This is a genomic window from Brevibacillus sp. FW306-2-1A-C05A (assembly GCF_058781555.1).
In genome coordinates this window covers 70,286-88,801 of sequence record NZ_JBYSWV010000008.1, presented here as the reverse complement: position 1 = coordinate 88,801, position 18,516 = coordinate 70,286, and the positions used below count along the sequence as shown (strand labels likewise).

Here is an 18,516-nt window from a genome sequence, read left to right as displayed (position 1 = left end):
CGATGAAACAGATCAACATGGATGACCTGATCCAGCGGGTCATGGATGAGCTTTCCAAAAAGACGGGGGAAGTGATTCACTTTCCCGAGCAAAAGGTGCGCGGCGTAGAAAATCCGCACAATCTGGAAGCATTGGAGCGGGCGATGGCGAGAACGCCGGCGCGCATCGGGATCGGCCGCGCAGGGACCAGAATGAAGACGACGAGCTATTTGCAGTTTCGCATCGACCAGGCGGCGGCACACGATGCGGTCATGAAATCGATCAGCCCGGAATGGCTGCAGCGGCTGCAACTCCCGGAGCTGCATTCGCGGGCGACGAGCATGCAGGAATATTTGATGAACCTCGACTCGGGGCGGCTGCTGTCCGACGAGTCGGTCAGATGGCTGGAGCAGCACGGCGACAAAGGCAAAGACGTGCAGATCGTCATCTCCGACGGACTGAGCACGTCTGCCTGCGAGGCGACGATTCCGGATTTGCTGCCCGCCCTGCAGCAAGGATTGGCGATGCGCAACATCAGCGTGGGCAAGCCGGTGTTCATTCACAAGGGACGGGTGTGGATTCAGGACCAGGTCGCCAAAATCGTCAATTGCAAAGTCGTCATCTCCCTGATCGGGGAAAGGCCGGGGCTTGCGACGGCAGAAAGTCTCAGTGCTTACATGATTTACAAACCGGACGCCCATACGGTAGAATCAGATCGAACGGTTATTTCTAATATTCATCGGGGCGGGACTTTGCCGATTGAAGCGGGAGCCTATCTCGCAGAGCTGCTGGAGGACATTTTGAAGCACCAGGCGAGCGGAGTCAAATATATGCAACTCCGCGCCCAAAACAGTTAGATTCCTACTGGCACATCCTCCCGTCTTGCACTAGAATACATAGAAGATAACCAATTTCTATGAGGAGTTGCTACGCATGACGGAGCCAAACCAAAACGAACTGGAAACAAAAGCGGAAAAGCCAAAAATCAGCCTGCAGGAAGCGATGAAGCGCAAATTGGCGGAAAAGAAGCAGGCACAGGCCCAAGCGAACAACCCTGTGAACCAGAAGGCGAAAAACCAGTCGATGAAAAGCCAGTTGACGAAAAAGCCGAACAACCAGCGCAGACGTATGGGCGTCTAGTCTAGTTTTCAAGTGGAAAGAAACGAACAAAGGAGAATTTGCAGCATGGATTTTTTGCTGCGGATTCTCCTTTTTACACGTAAGAAAGCGCCGGTAGCGGAGCCGCCAAAAGGTGGAACGAGAGTTGAAAGTAGAACGATTGCTGGCGATTGTCATGATGCTGTTGAACAAACGCCGGATGAGCGCTCGCGAGCTGGCCGACCGCTTTGAAGTATCGCTGCGCACCGCGTGTCCACGTCCGGGTACGAGACATGTTTGATCCGCAAACGATTGAAACCGCGCCAAACGGCGAGATGACTGTCCGCACGACGATGGCAGACGATGAGTGGCTGACAGGCATGCTGCTCAGCTACGGCGACAGCGTGCAGGTGCTGGCGCCGGATTTCATCCGCCAGCGGATCGCGGATACGGCGAAAAAAATGTTGGCATGCTACGAGACAGACCAGAAACGTTGACAGACAGGTGTCAAGGTAGGATAGCTATACTAGGCATGTAATCCATTCTTTGAACAGGAGCGTGCAAACAGATGAATCCGACGATCGTCCAACTGGGGGAAATGCGTGTAGCTGGTCTGAAAATTCGGACCACGAACGAGGCTGAATGCGGAGCAAACGGGAAAATCGGGCCTTTGTGGCACCGCTATTACGAGCAAGGGTATCCGGCGCGTACGCCCGGGCAAAAAGAGCCGGGAGTCGTCTATGGCGTCTACTCGGATTACGCAAGCGATGAACAGGGAGCGTACTCGTTGCTCGTTGGCGTTGAGGTGGAAGCGGGGGGCGAGCTGTCTGCCGAGCTGACCGTGAAAACGATCCCGGCAGCTACATATGCGGTCTTTACAACCAGAGTCGGCCCGATGGTCGAGATCATTCAGGAGGCGTGGGCGCGCATCTAGGCGTGGGCGCAGGAGTCAGGCGTCAAGCGGACGTTCGTCTCGGATTTTGAGCGCTACGACGGCGTGCGCTGCGCCGACCCGAATCAGGCGCAAGTCGATATTTACGTGGCCATCGAGCAGAAATAAGGCGCTAATGCCGCCTTCCGCAAACAGTCGCTTCCAGAGAACGGGAGCGATTGTTTGTTTTTTTCCATGATTTCTTCACAATTTTCGTATAGGCTTAAAGGAACAGGCAACAGAGGGGAGTCCGCAAGCGAACATGGATGGATTGACGAATATAGAAGGCTTGGCAGAATGGATTCGCTCGTGGGGAATGCTGGGAGTAATCGGCAGCATCTTGTTGAATATTGCCATCAGCGTGGCAGGCGTCCTGCCGTCCATTTTTTTGTCTGCGGCCAATGCCGTTGTATTTGGCTTGTACGGAGGTTTTTTCCTTTCCCTCACAGGGGAGGTGCTCGGTGCGGGCATCGCTTTTTTCTTGTACCGCTATGTCATTCGAAAAGCCGATCGGCGCAAAAAGCTGGCGTCGTTCCAATGGGTAGCGGCGATTAACGGGGCGACCCGGGTGCGAAAAGGGCTCGCCGTCGTCTTGCTGCGGCTCAATCCGCTGCTCCCTTCGGGGGTAATCAATCTCGGGGCGGCGATGACGAACATGACGTTCGCCGATTTTCTTCTCGCGACACTCGTGGGCAAAATTCCTTCGATGGTGTTTGAGACATTCGTCGGGCACGATCTCGTCTACTTTGGCGAAAACAAGCTCAGGCTGGTGATCGCGCTTGCAGCAGGCGCGCTTGTTTTCCTGCTGTTCTGGAAGCGCGGGAAGGGACAGGCCAGCCAGTCGGAATAAGGGGCAAAAGGAGGCCAGGACATGTCTACGATTTTGCTGGTAGACGATGAACACAAAATTTTGGAGATTTTATCTTCCTATCTGCAAAAAGACGGCTATCACGTGCTGACGGCGATGACAGGCGGGGAGGCTATCCAGATAGCCAGCTCGGCGGCCGTCGACTGCATTATTCTCGATTTGATGCTCCCGGACGTCAGCGGTGAAGAAGTTTGCCAGCGCATCCGCAAGCATTCCCGCGTCCCGATTCTGATGCTCACCGCCAAGAGTCAGGAGGCTGACCGGATTTATGGGCTGGAAATCGGGGCGGATGATTACTTGATGAAGCCGTTCAGTCCGCGCGAGCTGGTGGCGCGCGTGCGGGCCGTCATGCGGCGCTCCGGCGACTATTCGGCGCTCTGCGACGAGTTCGAGGCAGGCCAGCTCACGATTTCGATTCGCGACAAAAAAATTCTCAAAAACAAGGTCGCGCTCGACGTCACCCCGAACGAATACCGGCTGCTCACGACGCTGGCCCGCCATCCCGGTCGGACGTGGAGCAGAGACGAGCTGGTGCGCGAAGTTCTCGGCTACGACTTCGAAGGCTACGACCGCACGATTGATACGCATGTCAAAAATTTGCGGCAAAAAATCGAGGACGATCCGAAGCAGCCTGTCTACATCAAGACGGTGTACGGACTGGGCTATCGGTTTGACGTCCCGGTGAGGAAATGAGGTTTGCGATGAAGCGCATATGGATGAAGCTGGCGCTCGCCTTTATGGCGATGGGCGTCGGTGCCGTACTGATTACGACATGGCTTGCGATCAAGGAAATGGACGAGCATTTCATGATGTACGCAAACGAGGTGAAAAGCCAGCACAACGAAGAAATTTCCCAGGTGGCGCTCGCCTCCTACCGCGCCAGCCAGGCGTGGGACCAATCCGCTTTTTTGCGACTGGAGGCCGTCTCGTCTGTGCTCGGCCTGCACATTGCGCTGCACGACGCGCGGGGGGAAAAGCTGGGCGAATGGGGGCAAGCGCCGGGCGCTGGACGGGAGGGCGAGCACGACACGCACGCCGAACATGCCGAGCGCGCAACCGAAACGATTCCGCTTTATGACGGCGGTCGAAAAATCGGGCAGCTTGTCATCAGCCACGATGACGAAAATGCGTACATGGCTTTGGAAGCCCATTTTCAATGGGCGCATAAAAATACCGCGCTGTGGACGATGGCGGTTTTGCTTGTGATCGTCGTCGTGCTGTGCATTCCGCTGGCCCGCACGATGGTTCGGCCTGTCGTGCAGGTGAGTGCGGCGGCGCAAAAGGTCGCGCAGGGCGATCTGCAAGTGCGCGTGCCTGTACCGGAACGGCAAGACGAAATTGCCGCGCTGGTCGTCGCCTTTAACAACCTGGTGACGAGCTTGCACGAACAGGAGGAGTTGCGCAAACGGCTGACCGCAGATATTGCGCACGAACTGCGTACGCCGCTCAACACCTTGCTGGCCCAGACAGAAGGGATGATCGACGGCATCTGGGAGGCGACGCCTAAGCATTTGGAGAGCACGCGCGCCGAAGTTCTCCGCCTGATCCGGCTCGTGAACGATCTCGATCAGGTGATTCAGGTCGAGGCAGGCGCCCTGCCGATGCGGCGCGAGCAGGTGAATTTGCGGGATGTCGCCGAGGAAGTCAGCGAAGCGATGCACGTCGCTTTTGCGCGCAACCAGATTCGCTTTCAGTTGGAAGGACCAAAAGACGCCTGGATGACAGGCGATCGGCAAAGAATCGCGCAAGTCGTGGCAAACTTGCTGGCAAACGCGTGCAAGCATACGCCGCCCGACGGAACGATCTGTGTGACGATCGAAAAAGCGGGCGGACATGTTAAGCTGCAGGTGCGCGACAACGGCGCAGGCATCGCCCCGGACGATTTGCCGCACGTTTTTGCGCGTTTTTACCGGGGGGACCGCTCGCGGGCGAGAGAGCGCGGAGGGGCTGGCCTCGGGCTGACGATTGCCAAAGGCATCGTGGAGGCGCACGGCGGACAGATCGCGCTGGAAAGCAGCCTGGGCAAAGGAACGACGGTCACGGTGCGCTTTCCGGGCGGGGACGAGGCCCGGACATGATCTTGTCGCCACGAATGCCAGGGCGCGCTATAATGGGAGCATCCATAGACAAACAAGAGAAGAAGGAGAGGAGAACATGTTTGATCTGGCGACGTTGAGCACGTTTTTGGCTGTCGTGATCGGCCTGTTTTTAATTCCCGGCCCTGCCGTGCTACTGACGGCGACACGCACCGTTCAGGGCGGCAGACGTGCGGGAATCATGGCGGGGCTTGGAATCGCGACAGGCGACTTCATCCATACGATTTTTGCCGCTGTCGGCTTGTCGGCGATCTTGATGACATCCGCCTGGGCGTTCCAGCTCGTCAAATTCGCCGGGGCCGCCTATCTCATCTACCTGGGGATAAGGGCGCTGCTGGAGAAACCGACAGACCCCGAGTTGCCAAAAGTATCGCCGCTGCCGCCGGGGAAGGCGTATGTGCAAGCGATCATCGCGGAAGTGCTGAATCCGAAGACGGCTTTGTTCTTTCTGGCGTTTTTGCCGCAGTTCGTCCACCCGGAGCGGGGAGCGTCCGTGATGCAGTTTGTTGTGTTGGGCCTGATTTTTTCCATTCTCGGCTTCTTCTACACGTCGCTGATCGCCCTCTCTGTGCGGCCGCTGGGGCATCTCGTCAGACGCATCTCCTGGATCGGTCGTTGGAGCGGCAAAATGATCGGGTCTGTCTACATTTTGCTCGGGTTAAAAGTAGCGCTGCAGCAAAAGTAAAGCAGGAAAAAAGCGGCATCGTCCATACGAGAAACTCCCTTTTGCCACCGCCAGGCAAGCGTTGTCTGACGAAGCGAAAGGGAGTTTTGTTTTTGGGCGTGCGCTGCGTTATTTCGCAGCCAGTTGCGGATCGGAAGACTGCTGTTGGGCTTGCTTCCCGGCCAGGCCCGGTTTTTTCGAGCGAATCAGGATGGCGGTAGCGAGCAGGGCGATTCCGTTGATAATGAACACGTAGCGGATCGGGATGGCGCCACCGAGCACGCCGCCGAGCACAGGGCCGAGCATCGTCGCGAGCTGGTTGGCGGACTGGTTCAGGCTGAAGGCTCTGCCGCGAAACTCGGGTTCGGTCACTTTGACGATCATCGCGTTAATCGAAGGGTAAACCGCCGCGAAAAACAGGCCGTAGGCGAAGCGCAAAACCCCGAAGCCGTACAGGTTGGTGAAGAAAAATTGCAGCAGGTTGCCGAAGGCGCCGCCGAGCAAGCCGATGAACAAAATTTTCGTGTAGCCGACCTTGCCGCCGAGTTTTCCCCATTGCGGAGCGGCGATCACGGTGGCAATACCGACGGCAGCGAAAATGATCCCGGCGCTGAGCGAGGCTTCCTGCTGCGAGGCCCCGAGCTGCAACACGTAGACGGTCAACAGCGGTTCCAAGAGCATGACGGAGATCGTGACCATCAGGCTGAGGCCGAGAATCGTCATGAGCGAGCGGTTGGCGATGGCAGCCCGCAAGTCTTCCCGCACGTTGGAGCGGCTGCCGGAGCGGTTCATGTTGGTCTCTTTGACGAGGAAGGTCGCGATCAGCGCCGCTACGAGCACGACACAGCCGGAGAAAAGAAAAGCCTCTGCGTTTCCCCAGAGGTGACTGACTACCCCGCCGACGAGCGGCCCGACAATCCCGCCCGTGGCTCCAGAGGTTGCCATCACCCCGAGAGCGTACCCGACGTTTTTTTCCGGTGTATTCGTCGCTACCAGCGCGATCGCGGCAGGCACGTAGCCGGCGAGCAGCCCCTGAAACACGCGCAGCACCAGGAAAAGGTAAGGATCTGTAATGAAGTAAGTCAGGAAGTACAACAAAGCCAGGCTAAAACCGGATCGGATCAACATCGGTTTTCGCCCGTATTTGTCGGCGAGCGAACCCCAGTACGGCGAGATCAGGGCGCTTGCCAAAAAGGTAATGCCAAACGAGATACCAGACCAGGCTTCCAAATGCTCGTGAACACCCAAAGATGTATGGAGGAAGATGGGCAAGAATGGTATGGAGATCGAGTAGGCTGTGCTGCAGAAGAAGACGCCGACCCATAACACAAACAAATTACGCTTCCATGAAAACTCCATCTTTCTGTTCACAACCTTTGCAGTAGAAAAGCCGGAAATTTGATATTGATTATTCTAGCACTGGTTTTTGGCGCTGACCAATAAAGAAATGTGATCGTACTATTGCAAAAATGAAATAAGGAAAAAACGAAACGGGCACAAGCAACGCGTCTGGCGCATACAAAAACCCCTTTTGACGGAGCGAAAAGGGGGAGTTGCTGTCTGTCAATGCCCGGCAGGAACCGTGATTCCAAGCCGATCTACAAGCTGTTTGCTTTCTTCATTCAATCCCGTGATGAGCACGAATTTATCGGCATCGCGGTATTTGGCGACTACTTTGGAGATGGCGGTTACGGCTGACATATCCCAGACATGCGAGCGGGAAAAATCAATGACAATCTGGCCGAGATCGTTTGGAACATCGAATTGCTCGACAAAGTGCGTCATCGTACCGAAAAACAGTTGCCCGGAAATCGCGTACACGTTTTCACCTGTTTCCCTCATAATAGCTGGTGGAGTGCAAGCGTGCCCGCCAGCATCGCGTACATGGTCCCCGAAGCTCCGACGAAATGCGGAAGCTGTGCCATGAAGATGAGGATCGCGTTTTTTTCACAGGAGGCGATTGTCCAGTCTATGGCGATTCGCCGTGCCCCTTTGCGGACCGAAAGTATATTGGCAAAAGAGGCCGTGATCTGTCCAAACAGAAAGGGGTGGCCTTTTGCAGCCGCAAGCGGGACGAGCCGTGCTGCAAACTGCAAGGGACGCGTTCTTTTGCAAAATGATGATCGATCTTGCCAACCAATCCAGCTATAATGAAAATGATTTTCAAAAAAAGCGTGAGGAGCTGTGTCATGTAGCTTGTCAATGAAAAAGGAGGTGCTGCTGCGATGCTTCGCAGATTTTTTTCTTACTACCGGCCTTATCGTGGATTGTTCGTACTCGATTTCACCTGTGCGATCTTCGTGGCTGTTCTGGAGCTGGGATTTCCGCTCGCGGTAAACATGGTAGTCGATCAGCTTCTGCCGAGCAAAGACTGGGAGCTGATTGTCTGGGCCTGTCTTGGGCTGCTTGCGCTTTATGCCATCAATGCGGGAATGAACTACGTACGAAGACATGGCGGATTTCAATGCGCGCGTCGAGGACAATGTCGGCGGCATGCGCGTCGTGCAGGCGTTTGCCAACGAGAGCTTTGAAAACAAGCGCTTTGCGGAAAACAACCAGCGTTTTCGTCTGACCAAGCTGTTGTCCTACAAAATCATGGCCCAGAACGCCTCGGTCAGCTATATTCTGATGCGGCTCGTTATTTTGTTCGTGCTGATCTGCGGCAGTTGGTTTGTCATCGAAGGCTCTCTCACCTACGGGGAGTTCGTCGCCTTCCTGCTGTTGACGAACGTCTTTTTCCGTCCGCTGGAAAAGATCAACGCGATTATCGAAAGTTATCCGAAAGGCATTGCCGGCTTCAAGCGCTACATAGAAATTATGGATACGGCGCCAGACATCGCAGACGCTCCGGATGCGGTCAAGGTAGAGGCGCTGAAGGGCGATATCGAGTACAAAGGCGTCTCGTTCGGGTACGAGCAAGGCTCGCGCGTTTTGCAAAACATTGATTTGCGCATACGCGCGGGAGAGACGATTGCCTTTGTCGGTCCGTCCGGCGCGGGGAAAACGACGCTGTGCAGCCTGCTGCCGCGGTTTTACGAGATTGACGGAGGCAGCATCACGATTGACGGACTGGATATTCGCAACATGACGCTGGCTTCGCTGTGCAGCCAGATCGGGATCGTGCAGCAGGACGTGTTTTTGTTCTCCGGCACCATTCGGGAAAATATCTCTTATGGCAAGCAGCACGCAACAGAAGAAGAGATTTGGCAAGCGGCGCGCCGGGCCAAGCTGGAAGACTTTATCCGTGCGCAGCCGACAGGGCTTGATACGATTATCGGGGAGCGCGGGGTGAAGCTGTCTGGCGGACAAAAGCAGCGGCTCGCGATTGCCCGGATGTTTTTGAAAAACCCGCCGATCCTGATTTTGGACGAAGCGACGTCCGCTCTCGATACGGAGACGGAAGCGGCGATTCAGCAGTCGCTCGCGGAGCTGTCGCAAGGGCGCACCACGCTGGTGATCGCGCACAGGCTGGCGACGATCAAAAACGCGGATCGCATCGTCGTCGTGACAGAGCAGGGCATTACCGAACAGGGGAACCATGAGCAACTGCTGGCACAGGATGGCATCTACAGCCGGCTGTATCAGGCGCAGTTCGGCTCGTATCTGGAGCAGCCGCAAAACGCTTTTTCCAGCTAGCGCCCGTCCTTGCGCTGGCGGAGGCGTTTTGGAAGCGAGCTTTTCAATCAAAAAACGGGGGAGAGAGTCTTGCAAACATGGAATGAACCGTTTTTGGCGGAACAGTTTCACCTGACGACTACGCACCGAACAGACGCGCTGCTCTCGATCAAGGCAAGCGATCTGCTAAAAGCCAGACATGCGGAACAGTTGGTGCAGACGTACGCGCCGCTTATCAAGGCACATGACCAAAAGCCTGTCGGCACTTATGCGGCCAGTTGGCTGTCTGGGCTCGCGCTCGGCTTGCAGTACGCGCTGTCTGTATGGAACGTAGCGATTCGCACACCGCTCGACCAGTTGACGATTGAGCTGTACGACGAGGATGGCTACGTCCAGTTCTCTTTCGTCGTGGACGAGTGGCACAAGGCGGAGGGTCCGAGCACAAGCACAGCGCGTTCTGCCTGGCGCGCCGAGCAGTATCGGCAGTTTTACGGACATACGCTCCGGCCGTTGTTCCAGGTGCTGGCTGATGCGACTGGCAATCCGCTGAAAATGATTTGGGGCCAACTGCCGACGAGATTTAACTATTATCTCGATACTTTCGTCCAGGAGGCTCGGGAAGAGGCGATCCGCCAACGGCTGCGCGACGATTACGCGGCGCTTTGCGACGAACTGGACGGGGAGTGCTTCGGGCTGCCCAAAAATCCGTTCGCGGTCAAAGTGCGCTGGGTGGAGGACATGCGTGACCCGAACAAGCAGGTGCGCCTGAAAAATCAATGCTGCCTGTACTATCAAACCGGGGATGGACAGTACTGCTACACCTGTCCACGGCTGAAGGAAGACGAGCGCGCAGCCCGTCGCCAGGCGGCGCTGCAGGCATGAGTTCACCCCCCTCCAGCCAGGAGAGGGGGGTGTGCTTTTTCCTTCTCTGGACAGGGGGCGCATTCTTCCTATAAAGTAGAAAGAGAGGAAGTGTCAGAATAGTTCGGAATTGTGGGACTTGCTGTCGCTGTCCCGTTTGATGACAAACTTTAGGAGGGACGTGGTTCGTATTCAAACAATCGACCAGGATGAGCTGAATCAGACCGATGAAGATCTGTTTCAAGCCATTGTGAACCAGCAGCTCACACTCTATTACCAGCCTTTTTTCGATTTGCGAACAACAGGGATGACGGGGGTCGAGGCCCTGGTTCGCTGGCATCATGAAAAGTGGGGACTTTTGCCGCAACAGACATTGCTGCTGCTTGCCAAAAAAAGCGGCGTGATTCATTTGTTGGAGGAATGGGTCCTGCGAGCCGCGTGCACGCAATGCAAGGAATGGATCGACATCGGCTTCGGGCCGCTGGTCGTATCGGTCAACCTGTCCGCGCATGCTTTCGAGTCTGTCGTATTCGGGGATACGATCCAGACGATTTTGCGGGAAATCCAGTTGCCGCCGCGCTATTTGGAGCTGGAAATAACGGAATTGGCCGGGGGCGATATGGAGCGTACGATTGGCGTCCTCGCCCAGCTCAAGCAGCTCGGTGTGCAGGTGAGTCTGGACGAGTTCGGAAAAGATCCGGTTTCAATCCCGTATTTATCGCGTGTTCCTGTAGACAAGCTCAAGCTCGATTCAACCTTGATCCAGCAAGCGCTGACCGACGCTGCGCAAGAGGCTGCGCTCAAAACCGCATTGGCGATCGCGCAGACAATGGGCCTGCAGGCGACGGCTGCAGGAGTCGAGAGTCGCGAGCAAGCAGAGTTGTTGGGGGAGCTTCTGTGCGACCTTGCCCAAGGAAATTACTTTTGCGAGCCGCTGCTGGAAGAGGGGCTTGTCGCGAAGATGAGCTCACAGGGCAAGGCGTTTGCCGATGCGCCAGCGCGCGCAAAGCAGGGAGCGGGCGAGAACCACAACTGTTTGCGCGAGGTGCTGCGCAATCAGCAAGGAATGACGTTTACATTTCGCAAGCAGGACGAGCGGTTTATCCATACGTTTTGCGCGGGGGAGTTGATCTACCGGATCGGCTTGACGCCGGAGCAGGTCGTAGGGAACGAGTTGTGCGACATCTTGCCCCGCAAGGAAGCGCTGCGCAAGACAGAGCATTACGAGCGGGCCTGGGGCGGCGAAGAAAACGTCACCTATGAGGGCGTCGTCAACGGCGTTTGCTACCTGGCTGTCATGCGCCCGATCTTCCGGGATGGGCGGGTGAAGGAAGTGATCGCTTCCTGTGTCGACATCACGGAACTGAAAAAAGCGGAGGAAGCCCAGCGGGTAAGCGAAGCGAAATACAGGCTGATTGCGGAAAACATTTCGGATATGATCGTGGTCATTGATTGCCATGGATATGTTACATACGTGTCGCCGTCCGTTCACACCGTCTTGGAGGTATCCCCGGAGGTGTTTTTGCATCAGCATCTGCAAACCATTTTGCCGAGCGAACAGCTCAAACGCGTCTGGCAGACGTTTCAGGAAATTATGGAGTGGAAGCTTCCCAGGGCGGTTACCTTTTCCTGCCAGCACCGCAATGGCAGCAAGCTGATTTTGGAAACAAAAGGAACGCCTGTGCAAAACGAGCAGGCCGAGGTGGAGCAGATCGTCTTCATCATCCGCAACAGTACGGCGCAGGTGCAGGCAGAGGAATTTTTGCGCAAAATGGACAAGATCGACGTCGTCGGGCAGCTCGCAGCAGGAGTCGCACATGAAATCCGAAACCCGGTGACCTCGATCAAAGGCTTCGTGCAGTTGCTGCGGCGCGACCAGTGGAAAAGCGAATACTTTGATATCATGCTCGCCGAGTTTCACCAGCTCGAAAGCATTTTGCGCGAATTTGTCTTTTTGACCCAGCAAAGGTCCCACCAGTTTGAGTCGCAAAATCTGGCGCAACTGCTGCGCAGCGTCACGCAGGTCGCGCAGGAGGAAGCGCCGGCACATCAGATGGTGCTCGAGATCGACGATGTCGAAGAGACGTGTCTGTGGTGCGATCAAAGCCAGATCAGGCAAGTGTTCATCCACTTGCTCTCCAATGCCGTGGAGTCCATGCCGGACGGGGGGACGATACGCATCCGGGCGCTGCGCTCGGGGCACGATCAGGTCATGATCCAGATTGTGGACAAAGGCTGCGGCATGTCCGAAGAGCGATTGAAGCGGCTCGGGGAGCCTTTTTACAGCACGAAGGAAAAAGGGACGGGGCTTGGCCTAATGATTACTTATAAAATTATTCAGTACCATGACGGGTACATCCATTTTTCCAGCGCCCCCAACCAGGGAACGAAGGTCGAAGTGTATTTGCCGCTGAACAGGCCGACGGATACCGCTTGACGCGCTGCGGCGACAGCAACAAAAAAAAGTCCGATCGGCTGGCGAGGCGGATCGGACTTTTTGGCGTGGTTTATTTGGCGGATGGCGGCTTTTGTGCGGAGAACTGGCTTTGGACTGCCTGTAAAAAGCGTTTCCACGCTTCGGGCAAGTCTTTGCTCTCGTGTTCTGTAGCCGGGGGAGAAGAGGGCTTGGTTTCCTTCACAGGCTCCATCTGACACTATCCTTTCGTATTGCTCCAGTCGTGGCGCAGGGCGAACAGCTCGCGAAGCTCGGCCGTCGACAACTCGGTAATCCAGCCTTCCCCGCTGCCGACGATCTGTTGGCTGAGCGAGAGTTTGCGCTCCATCATTTCGTCAATCCGTTCCTCGATGGTGCCGAGCGAAATGAATTTGTACACCTGCACGTTCCGCCGCTGACCGATGCGGTGCGCCCGGTCGGTTGCCTGGTTTTCCACGGCGGGGTTCCACCAGCGATCGACGTGAATGACGTGGTTCGCTTCCGTCAAGTTCAAACCTGTGCCGCCTGCGCGCAGGGACAGAATGAAAATGGCGCCGCGCTCCTCATCCGGGAGGGAGGCATCCTGAAAACGGGCGATCATCTCGTCCCGTTTTTCTTTTTTGGTGGCGCCGTTCAAAAAGTAAACGGGGCCGTAGCCTTCGCGCGTCAGCACGCGCTGGAGCAGGTTGCCCATCTCAATGTATTGCGTAAAGATCAGGCAGCGCTCCTTTTTTTGCCGAATTTCCTCGACCAGTTCCAGCAGTCGCTCCAGCTTGTGCGAGCGGCTTGCTTCATCCGCCGTAGTGATCTCGTTTAAGATCAACGCGGGATGGTCGCAAAGCTGCTTGAGCCGCGTCAATGTCGTGAGGATGAGGCCGCGCCGTTCCATGGCGGAGACGTTTTCCATCCGGGCGAACATGTCCTGGATCGCGGTTTCGTAGAGCGCGCCTTGCTCGGCGGTCAACGGCACGTATTCCTTGCTTTCGTTTTTCTCCGGCAAGTCGAGCTGAATCGCCGGGTCCGTCTTGGTGCGGCGCAGCAGGAACGGCTGAATGAGCCGTTGCACCGTCTGGATCAGCGCCTGGTCGCGGTCGCGCTCGATCGGCAGGACGAAACGCTGGGTAAAGTCGCCGAGGCTGCCCAAGTAGCCGGGATTGAGGAAGTCAAAAATCGACCAAAGCTCGCTCAGGCGGTTTTCGATCGGCGTTCCGGTGAGCGCGATCCGGTGCCACGCCTTCAGGTCACGGACGGCGGACGCTTGCTTCGTATAGGCGTTTTTAATGTTTTGCGCCTCGTCCAGACAGATCGTATTCCAGGTGATGGAGGACAGCTCCTGTTCGTCGAGGTGGGACAGCGCATAGGACGTAATGACCAAATCGACCCCCTCGATGGCCGGAGCAAAATCTTCTTTTTTCGGACGGGTATTCCCGTAATGAATGAACACGTTGAGCGAAGGGGCGAACCGCTGCAGCTCCTTTTGCCAGTTGCCGATGACGGAGGTGGGACAGATGAGCAGCGAAGGGGACTGGGCGGTTTTTGTCGCCTTCACATGCAGCAAGTAGGTGATAAACTGCACGGTTTTCCCAAGGCCCATGTCGTCGGCGAGACACGCTCCCAGACCGAACTGGCGCAAAAACAGCATCCACGAGCTTCCTTCCAACTGGTAGTTGCGCAGCGTGCCGCAAAACGTGTCCGGCTGCGGCAAAATCGGGATGTGCTTCGTTTCCTGCAGGCGGTGCATCAGCTCCAGCAAATGCGCGTTGAGCTGGACTTCCACCGTCAGCGGGTAAGGTTCAGCGAGATCGTCGTCGTCCGCTGGTTCTTCGGCTTCGACATTTGCGGTCAGGTGCATGCTCATCACGTCGCGCAAGGTCATGCCGTTTTTTGCGTTCGTTTTTTTCAGCGCTTCCTGCAGCTCGGCGAACAGGTCAGGCGTGAGCTGCACCCAATGCCCCCTGATTTTCAGCAGCCGCTGCTTCTGGCGGATCAACTGCGCAAACTCTTCCTCGCTCAGCTCGACAGGACCGAGCGCGAGCTTCCACTCGAAATCCATGACCTGCGAAATGCCCAAAAAAGACTGTCTGCTCGCCCCGACAGAGGAAGAGACTTTCGCCCGGAGCTTCGGTCTGACTCTGCGCACCTGCTCCCACCACGCCGGCAAAAAGACGTGAATGCCAGCCTGGACGAGCTGCAGGCTGCAGGACGTCAGGAAAAGCCACGCTTCCTCATTGGTAAGCTGGGTGCGCAGCCCGTCCGGTTCGTCAGCGCCGGACGTTTGCCAAGGGAAAATGTCGCGGCATTTGGCCAGGTCGCTTTGAAAACGCCGCCAGTGCTCTTTCCATTCCAGAGGGATGCGCGCGGTGTGCGCGTCTGGAGCGCCGAACTGATGCGGCTCGATCACAAACAGCCGATCCGGTTCTTCCCGATCCTGCAAATAAACCTGGAGCAGCCATTCGCTGGCGGCGTGCGCAGGCTCGACAATTTGCAAACAGGTGCGAAACGGCGTCACATCCGGCAGCCAGCCAATCGATTGCAGCCATTCCGTCTCCTGCAAATGGACGGACAGCTTGTCGCCCATGACGTGCAGCGCCGGAAACTGGGCAGTGAGCTGATCCCAGGCGCGGCCGACCTCACCAAAGGCGTGGACAGCTTCCTCCAACACATGCGAAAGCCACCTGTTGCCGTAGGGCGCAAACGAAGCCGGGGCCTGCTTCGCCCTCCAGCCGAATCGTCCTTGCTTCCATGCGGCAAAGTCTGGGACGATGGCGCCTGCGGCCAGCGTTTTTTGCAGGAACACGGCGACGCCCTGGTATTCCAGAAAACGCTTGTCGACGGAATAAGCCCGGTGCAAAAGCCACGGCGGCGAGGCGAAAAAGGCCAGCGCCTCTGTCGGGCCGAGCAGCAAGCCTTGCTCGTTTTTTTCCACGAACGTGCCGTAGTAGGAGGCTTCATCCCAGGCAAAAAGCGCTCCGGCGAGCTCATCCGGGTCGAGCGCCTGCCCGCTTGGGTCTGCTCCCGCAATAAGGAACTGGCCGTCTGCCAGAAGCTTTGCGGTTAGCACCATGGTTGTAACAGTGTTCATAGGTTCAGATTTCCTCTCCTTAGCTCCTCCTGAAATGCCCGCAGGCGGTTGTGCTTGGCGGACAGTTTGTCCACGAAGCGCTCCCAGTCGGACTCCTGCTCGGCCTTGGCGTAAGTGGCCCGCGCTTTTTTCAACAGCTTGATCGCCTCTTTGTAGGCGGGGCGGTTGCGCTCGCGGATCAGGCGGTTGATCTCGCGCACATAGTACGGATACAGCAAGGACGGATCGGCGTCCTCGATTTCTTTCAGGTGCACAGACGAGATGTCGGCAAGCGGCACCTGATAGGACATTTGCAAATCGACCCATTGCTTGAACTGCTTTTCCTCGTACAAATGCAGGGCGTACTCGGAATAGCTGCTCGGCAGGAAGTTTTTCAGCATGGCTCCGCACTCGTCGGAGCGGCCGACCTGCTTCATCGCTTCTTGCCAGATGGCGATGACCAAGCGATATTGTGCGGCCTCCGCCGACCCGATCAACTCGGTCAGCGCCTCCGTCCAAAACAGAAAGCGCTGCCACTCCTGATTGCGGGCGAAAGCTTTCATGTAGGGCAAGTAAAAACTTAAAGGCAAGCGGCGAATCGGCTTCCAGACTTGCAGGGCGAGCGCGTCCTCGTTTTCCATGACTGAAAAGTGGGCGCGCAGCAGGCGGTATTTTTCGCTTTCGGCTGCGGGCGCATTCGACGTCTGCATGGCTTGTTCCAGCTCCGCCACCTCTTGTTTGATCCAGTCCGGGTCGGTGAGCAGCGACCACCAGATCATGCGATAGGCGTAGACCCAGTAGAGGGAGGACGTGTCGTTTTCCTTCCATTTTTGGATGATCGTCACCGTTTCAGCGAGCGCCGGGCGATGGTCGGCCCACAATGCCTGGCGATCGGCAAAGTAGATGGCCCCCTCCAACTGCTCGAGCAGCCGTTCCGCCGTCTGCGCCAAGTCCGGATACCAGTTGGACTGGCGGTAGCTCTTGACGTATTGCTGCAACTTTTGCAGGTGAAACAAATTGGCGTGGATGTGAAACAACTGGGCCCGTTCCCGTGGCCATCCCGCGGCGACGGACTGGACGTTTTGGTAGCTGGAAAACATTTCGGAGGAAGCGCGGTACGATTCCATCGCGGATAACAAATTGCGCGTCCAGCTTTCGAAAAACGCCCACCAGTCGGAAACGGAACTGGCTGCGGTCAGCGGGGAGGAAACGGGGGCGGCCTCATTCCCGTGCAAATCGCTTGCCACTGGCCGATAGCTCGGGATGAGCATGGCGGGAGTGAAGCTCACCCGACGCGGTTGCTGCGCCCTGGATAAAAAGTGGCGCGGGTTTTCGAAGACGCTGTACATTTGAAAAAAAGTAGCGGCGATATGCTTGCAAAGACGGGTGTACGGACAGGTACAGGTGCTGTCCTGCACATCTTCCAGGTCGAGTTGGACGTGGTACACCTGGGTGCCTTGCACATCGCTGCACAGGATGCGGTTGTTTTCGACGCGTGTATTAAAGACAACCCCATCGGAAAAGTACGAATAGCCACGCTCGATGATCGCACTCTCCATTCCTTGCAGGACTTGCTCTCCAGCCGCTACTGCCTGTTCCCGTGTCAACTCTCTTTGCAACATGTGTTCTGGTCCTCCGAACGAAGTGTCATCCCTCCATTATAACGCAAAAGTCGGGGAATGGAAAAAGCAAGAATCGTTACGGCGGCGCGATTCCGTTTAAAAAGGAGAAAAGCTCGTCGTAAAGCGGATCGCCTGACTGGTACAAGCTGACGAGCGCCTGCTTGCGCCCGTTTTTGCCGAAAAACCAGCCGCCCGTGTACCAGGCGAGCGGCGCGTCGTATTGAAAAGGCCCGAAAGCATTGCCATGCCCGTCTGTCCCGCCGGAAGCTCCGGCCCGCAAGTACGCCAGCAGCCGCTCGCGTTTTTCCCGATCGTAGGTGACTCCGAGGTCAAACTCGATTTCGACGCCCATTCCGGCTGCCTCGCTTGCGGCGGCGGAAGCATCCACGCTTTTTTTCGGGTTGAAGTAGTAGTTCGGTTGCAAAAAAGCGAGGTCGAAGCCAAGCTGTGCCCACTCGTTCCAGCCAGCCGCCTGTTGATACGGAATCCAGATGCTCCGAAGCATCCGTCCGGCGTGCGTGCAGCCGTGGATCGCGTCGTTGACCGCCCGGATGACTTGGCGGTCGTCGTGCTTGGGCCCTTGGAAGTACAGGCTTTCCTGTAGCCAGTAGAAGCCTTTTAGGCAGAGGCAATCGTTCCACGGCTTTTTGGCCCACCTCGTAAGAAACAGGCACATCCACTCGATGACCGCCTCGATCCGGTAGGCGTCGTCGCCAAACTGCTGCGGATTCGGGTAAGGCAGGGCCACCCACACATTCGTGCGCGACAGCGGCGAGCAACGCACCGCCTGGCAGAGCGCGTCGAGATTCCGGTCGCCAAGGAACAGCTCATCCATGTAGCGCAGCCATTCGTTCCAGCCAGCGGGAGCCTTGTCGCTGCGCGCCAAAAAGCGGCCTTCCCCCGACGGATTCAAAATCCCGAGCGCCAAAAACAGAAAATCGGTGAACATGCCGCCGTCCGCCAATCCGGTCACCGGATCGGTATGGAAGAGCAAGGGCAAAAAGTCGGTGCACTCCCAAAACTGGTAGTGCGGAGTGCCGTCCGTGCCGATGCTGTAGCCTGTGTACGCGAGAAACAGTTGATCGATCGGGCTTTTTCCGAGCGAGGGATAGGGAGCCATGCCAACACACCTCTTCTCCAAACGGTTTGATCGCGAAAAGGTCCTTCGCTAACACGTATGTCAGAAAGCGGGCGTATATACAGCCAGCCGCAGGACTTACTAGCCGCTGAAAGCAGGCTGGCTATTTTTGGAGCAAGCGGGGAAAGCTGAATGCAGAAAAGAAAAAA

Annotated in this window: 15 protein-coding genes and 3 pseudogenes; 12 read left to right on the top strand and 6 right to left on the bottom strand. The window is 56.7% G+C overall.

The genetic code is table 11. The annotated features are described in order from the left end of the window. The first annotated feature begins 2 nt into the window (after positions 1–2). From eutC to AC3WJN_RS08235, 9 genes and pseudogenes are all read left to right on the top strand, one after another. On the top strand, positions 3–836 hold the full coding sequence (gene eutC / locus AC3WJN_RS08275) for an ethanolamine ammonia-lyase subunit EutC (RefSeq protein ID WP_005835358.1): 834 nt from the start codon (positions 3–5) through the stop codon (positions 834–836). Between the two features lie 76 nt (positions 837–912). Further along, entirely contained in the window at positions 913–1,119 is a 207-nt protein-coding gene (locus AC3WJN_RS08270; protein ID WP_005835356.1) for a hypothetical protein, read from the top strand. 124 nt (positions 1,120–1,243) lie between these two features. Next, positions 1,244–1,345, top strand: a pseudogene (locus tag AC3WJN_RS08265) (HTH domain-containing protein); the annotation flags it as partial. A 25-nt stretch (positions 1,346–1,370) separates the two neighbouring features. Then, positions 1,371–1,574: a helix-turn-helix transcriptional regulator gene (locus AC3WJN_RS08260; protein WP_005835352.1), complete on the top strand. Its 204-nt coding sequence runs from the start codon at positions 1,371–1,373 to the stop codon at positions 1,572–1,574. Positions 1,575–1,645: 71 nt separating this feature from the next. Then, on the top strand, positions 1,646–2,011 hold the full coding sequence (locus AC3WJN_RS08255; protein WP_007783541.1) for a GyrI-like domain-containing protein: 366 nt from the start codon (positions 1,646–1,648) through the stop codon (positions 2,009–2,011). Between the two features lie 259 nt (positions 2,012–2,270). After that, positions 2,271–2,858, top strand: coding sequence for a TVP38/TMEM64 family protein (locus AC3WJN_RS08250; RefSeq protein WP_005835348.1), 588 nt, complete (start codon positions 2,271–2,273; stop codon positions 2,856–2,858). Positions 2,859–2,879: 21 nt separating this feature from the next. Then, positions 2,880–3,569, top strand: a complete 690-nt coding sequence (locus tag AC3WJN_RS08245; protein ID WP_005835347.1) for a response regulator transcription factor — start codon at positions 2,880–2,882, stop codon at positions 3,567–3,569. Between the two features lie 8 nt (positions 3,570–3,577). Next, positions 3,578–4,954: a sensor histidine kinase gene (locus AC3WJN_RS08240; protein ID WP_005835345.1), complete on the top strand. Its 1,377-nt coding sequence runs from the start codon at positions 3,578–3,580 to the stop codon at positions 4,952–4,954. A 76-nt stretch (positions 4,955–5,030) separates the two neighbouring features. Further along, positions 5,031–5,657: a LysE family translocator gene (locus AC3WJN_RS08235; RefSeq protein ID WP_005835343.1), complete on the top strand. Its 627-nt coding sequence runs from the start codon at positions 5,031–5,033 to the stop codon at positions 5,655–5,657. A 108-nt stretch (positions 5,658–5,765) separates the two neighbouring features. On the opposite strand, the gene AC3WJN_RS08230 is transcribed toward AC3WJN_RS08235, so the two are convergent. The 3 genes and pseudogenes from AC3WJN_RS08230 to AC3WJN_RS08220 form a co-directional block, all read right to left on the bottom strand. Further along, the gene (locus AC3WJN_RS08230) at positions 5,766–6,995 is read right to left on the bottom strand and encodes an MFS transporter (RefSeq protein WP_007783547.1); all 1,230 of its coding nucleotides are present in this window, start codon (positions 6,993–6,995) and stop codon (positions 5,766–5,768) included. Positions 6,996–7,199: 204 nt separating this feature from the next. After that, positions 7,200–7,457: an STAS domain-containing protein gene (locus AC3WJN_RS08225; protein WP_005835339.1), complete on the bottom strand. Its 258-nt coding sequence runs from the start codon at positions 7,455–7,457 to the stop codon at positions 7,200–7,202. Between the two features lie 20 nt (positions 7,458–7,477). Next, a pseudogene (locus AC3WJN_RS08220) lies at positions 7,478–7,576 on the bottom strand (SulP family inorganic anion transporter); the annotation flags it as partial. 285 nt (positions 7,577–7,861) lie between these two features. Between AC3WJN_RS08220 and AC3WJN_RS08215 the strand changes: the two are divergent. The 3 genes and pseudogenes from AC3WJN_RS08215 (at position 7,862) to AC3WJN_RS08205 (ending at position 12,549) form a co-directional block, all read left to right on the top strand. Continuing rightward, positions 7,862–9,272, top strand: a pseudogene (locus AC3WJN_RS08215) (ABC transporter ATP-binding protein). A 69-nt stretch (positions 9,273–9,341) separates the two neighbouring features. Next, entirely contained in the window at positions 9,342–10,133 is a 792-nt protein-coding gene (locus AC3WJN_RS08210) for a (2Fe-2S)-binding protein (RefSeq protein WP_007783556.1), read from the top strand. Positions 10,134–10,293: 160 nt separating this feature from the next. Then, a complete protein-coding gene (locus AC3WJN_RS08205) occupies positions 10,294–12,549 on the top strand; it encodes an EAL domain-containing protein (RefSeq protein WP_007783559.1) in 2,256 nt (751 codons plus the stop codon). A 217-nt stretch (positions 12,550–12,766) separates the two neighbouring features. Here the strand turns inward: AC3WJN_RS08205 and AC3WJN_RS08200 are convergent, their stop codons facing one another. The 3 genes from AC3WJN_RS08200 to AC3WJN_RS08190 all read right to left on the bottom strand — a co-directional run bounded on the left by AC3WJN_RS08200 (position 12,767) and on the right by AC3WJN_RS08190 (position 18,349). After that, the gene (locus AC3WJN_RS08200) at positions 12,767–15,628 is read right to left on the bottom strand and encodes a DEAD/DEAH box helicase (RefSeq protein WP_005835323.1); all 2,862 of its coding nucleotides are present in this window, start codon (positions 15,626–15,628) and stop codon (positions 12,767–12,769) included. Further along, positions 15,625–17,229, bottom strand: coding sequence for an SWIM zinc finger family protein (locus tag AC3WJN_RS08195; RefSeq protein WP_005835321.1), 1,605 nt, complete (start codon positions 17,227–17,229; stop codon positions 15,625–15,627). Before AC3WJN_RS08195 ends, AC3WJN_RS08200 begins: the two co-directional genes overlap by 4 nt. A gap of 76 nt (positions 17,230–17,305) precedes the next feature. Then, positions 17,306–18,349, bottom strand: a complete 1,044-nt coding sequence (locus tag AC3WJN_RS08190; RefSeq protein ID WP_007783569.1) for a DUF4855 domain-containing protein — start codon at positions 18,347–18,349, stop codon at positions 17,306–17,308. Positions 18,350–18,516 lie beyond the last annotated feature (167 nt).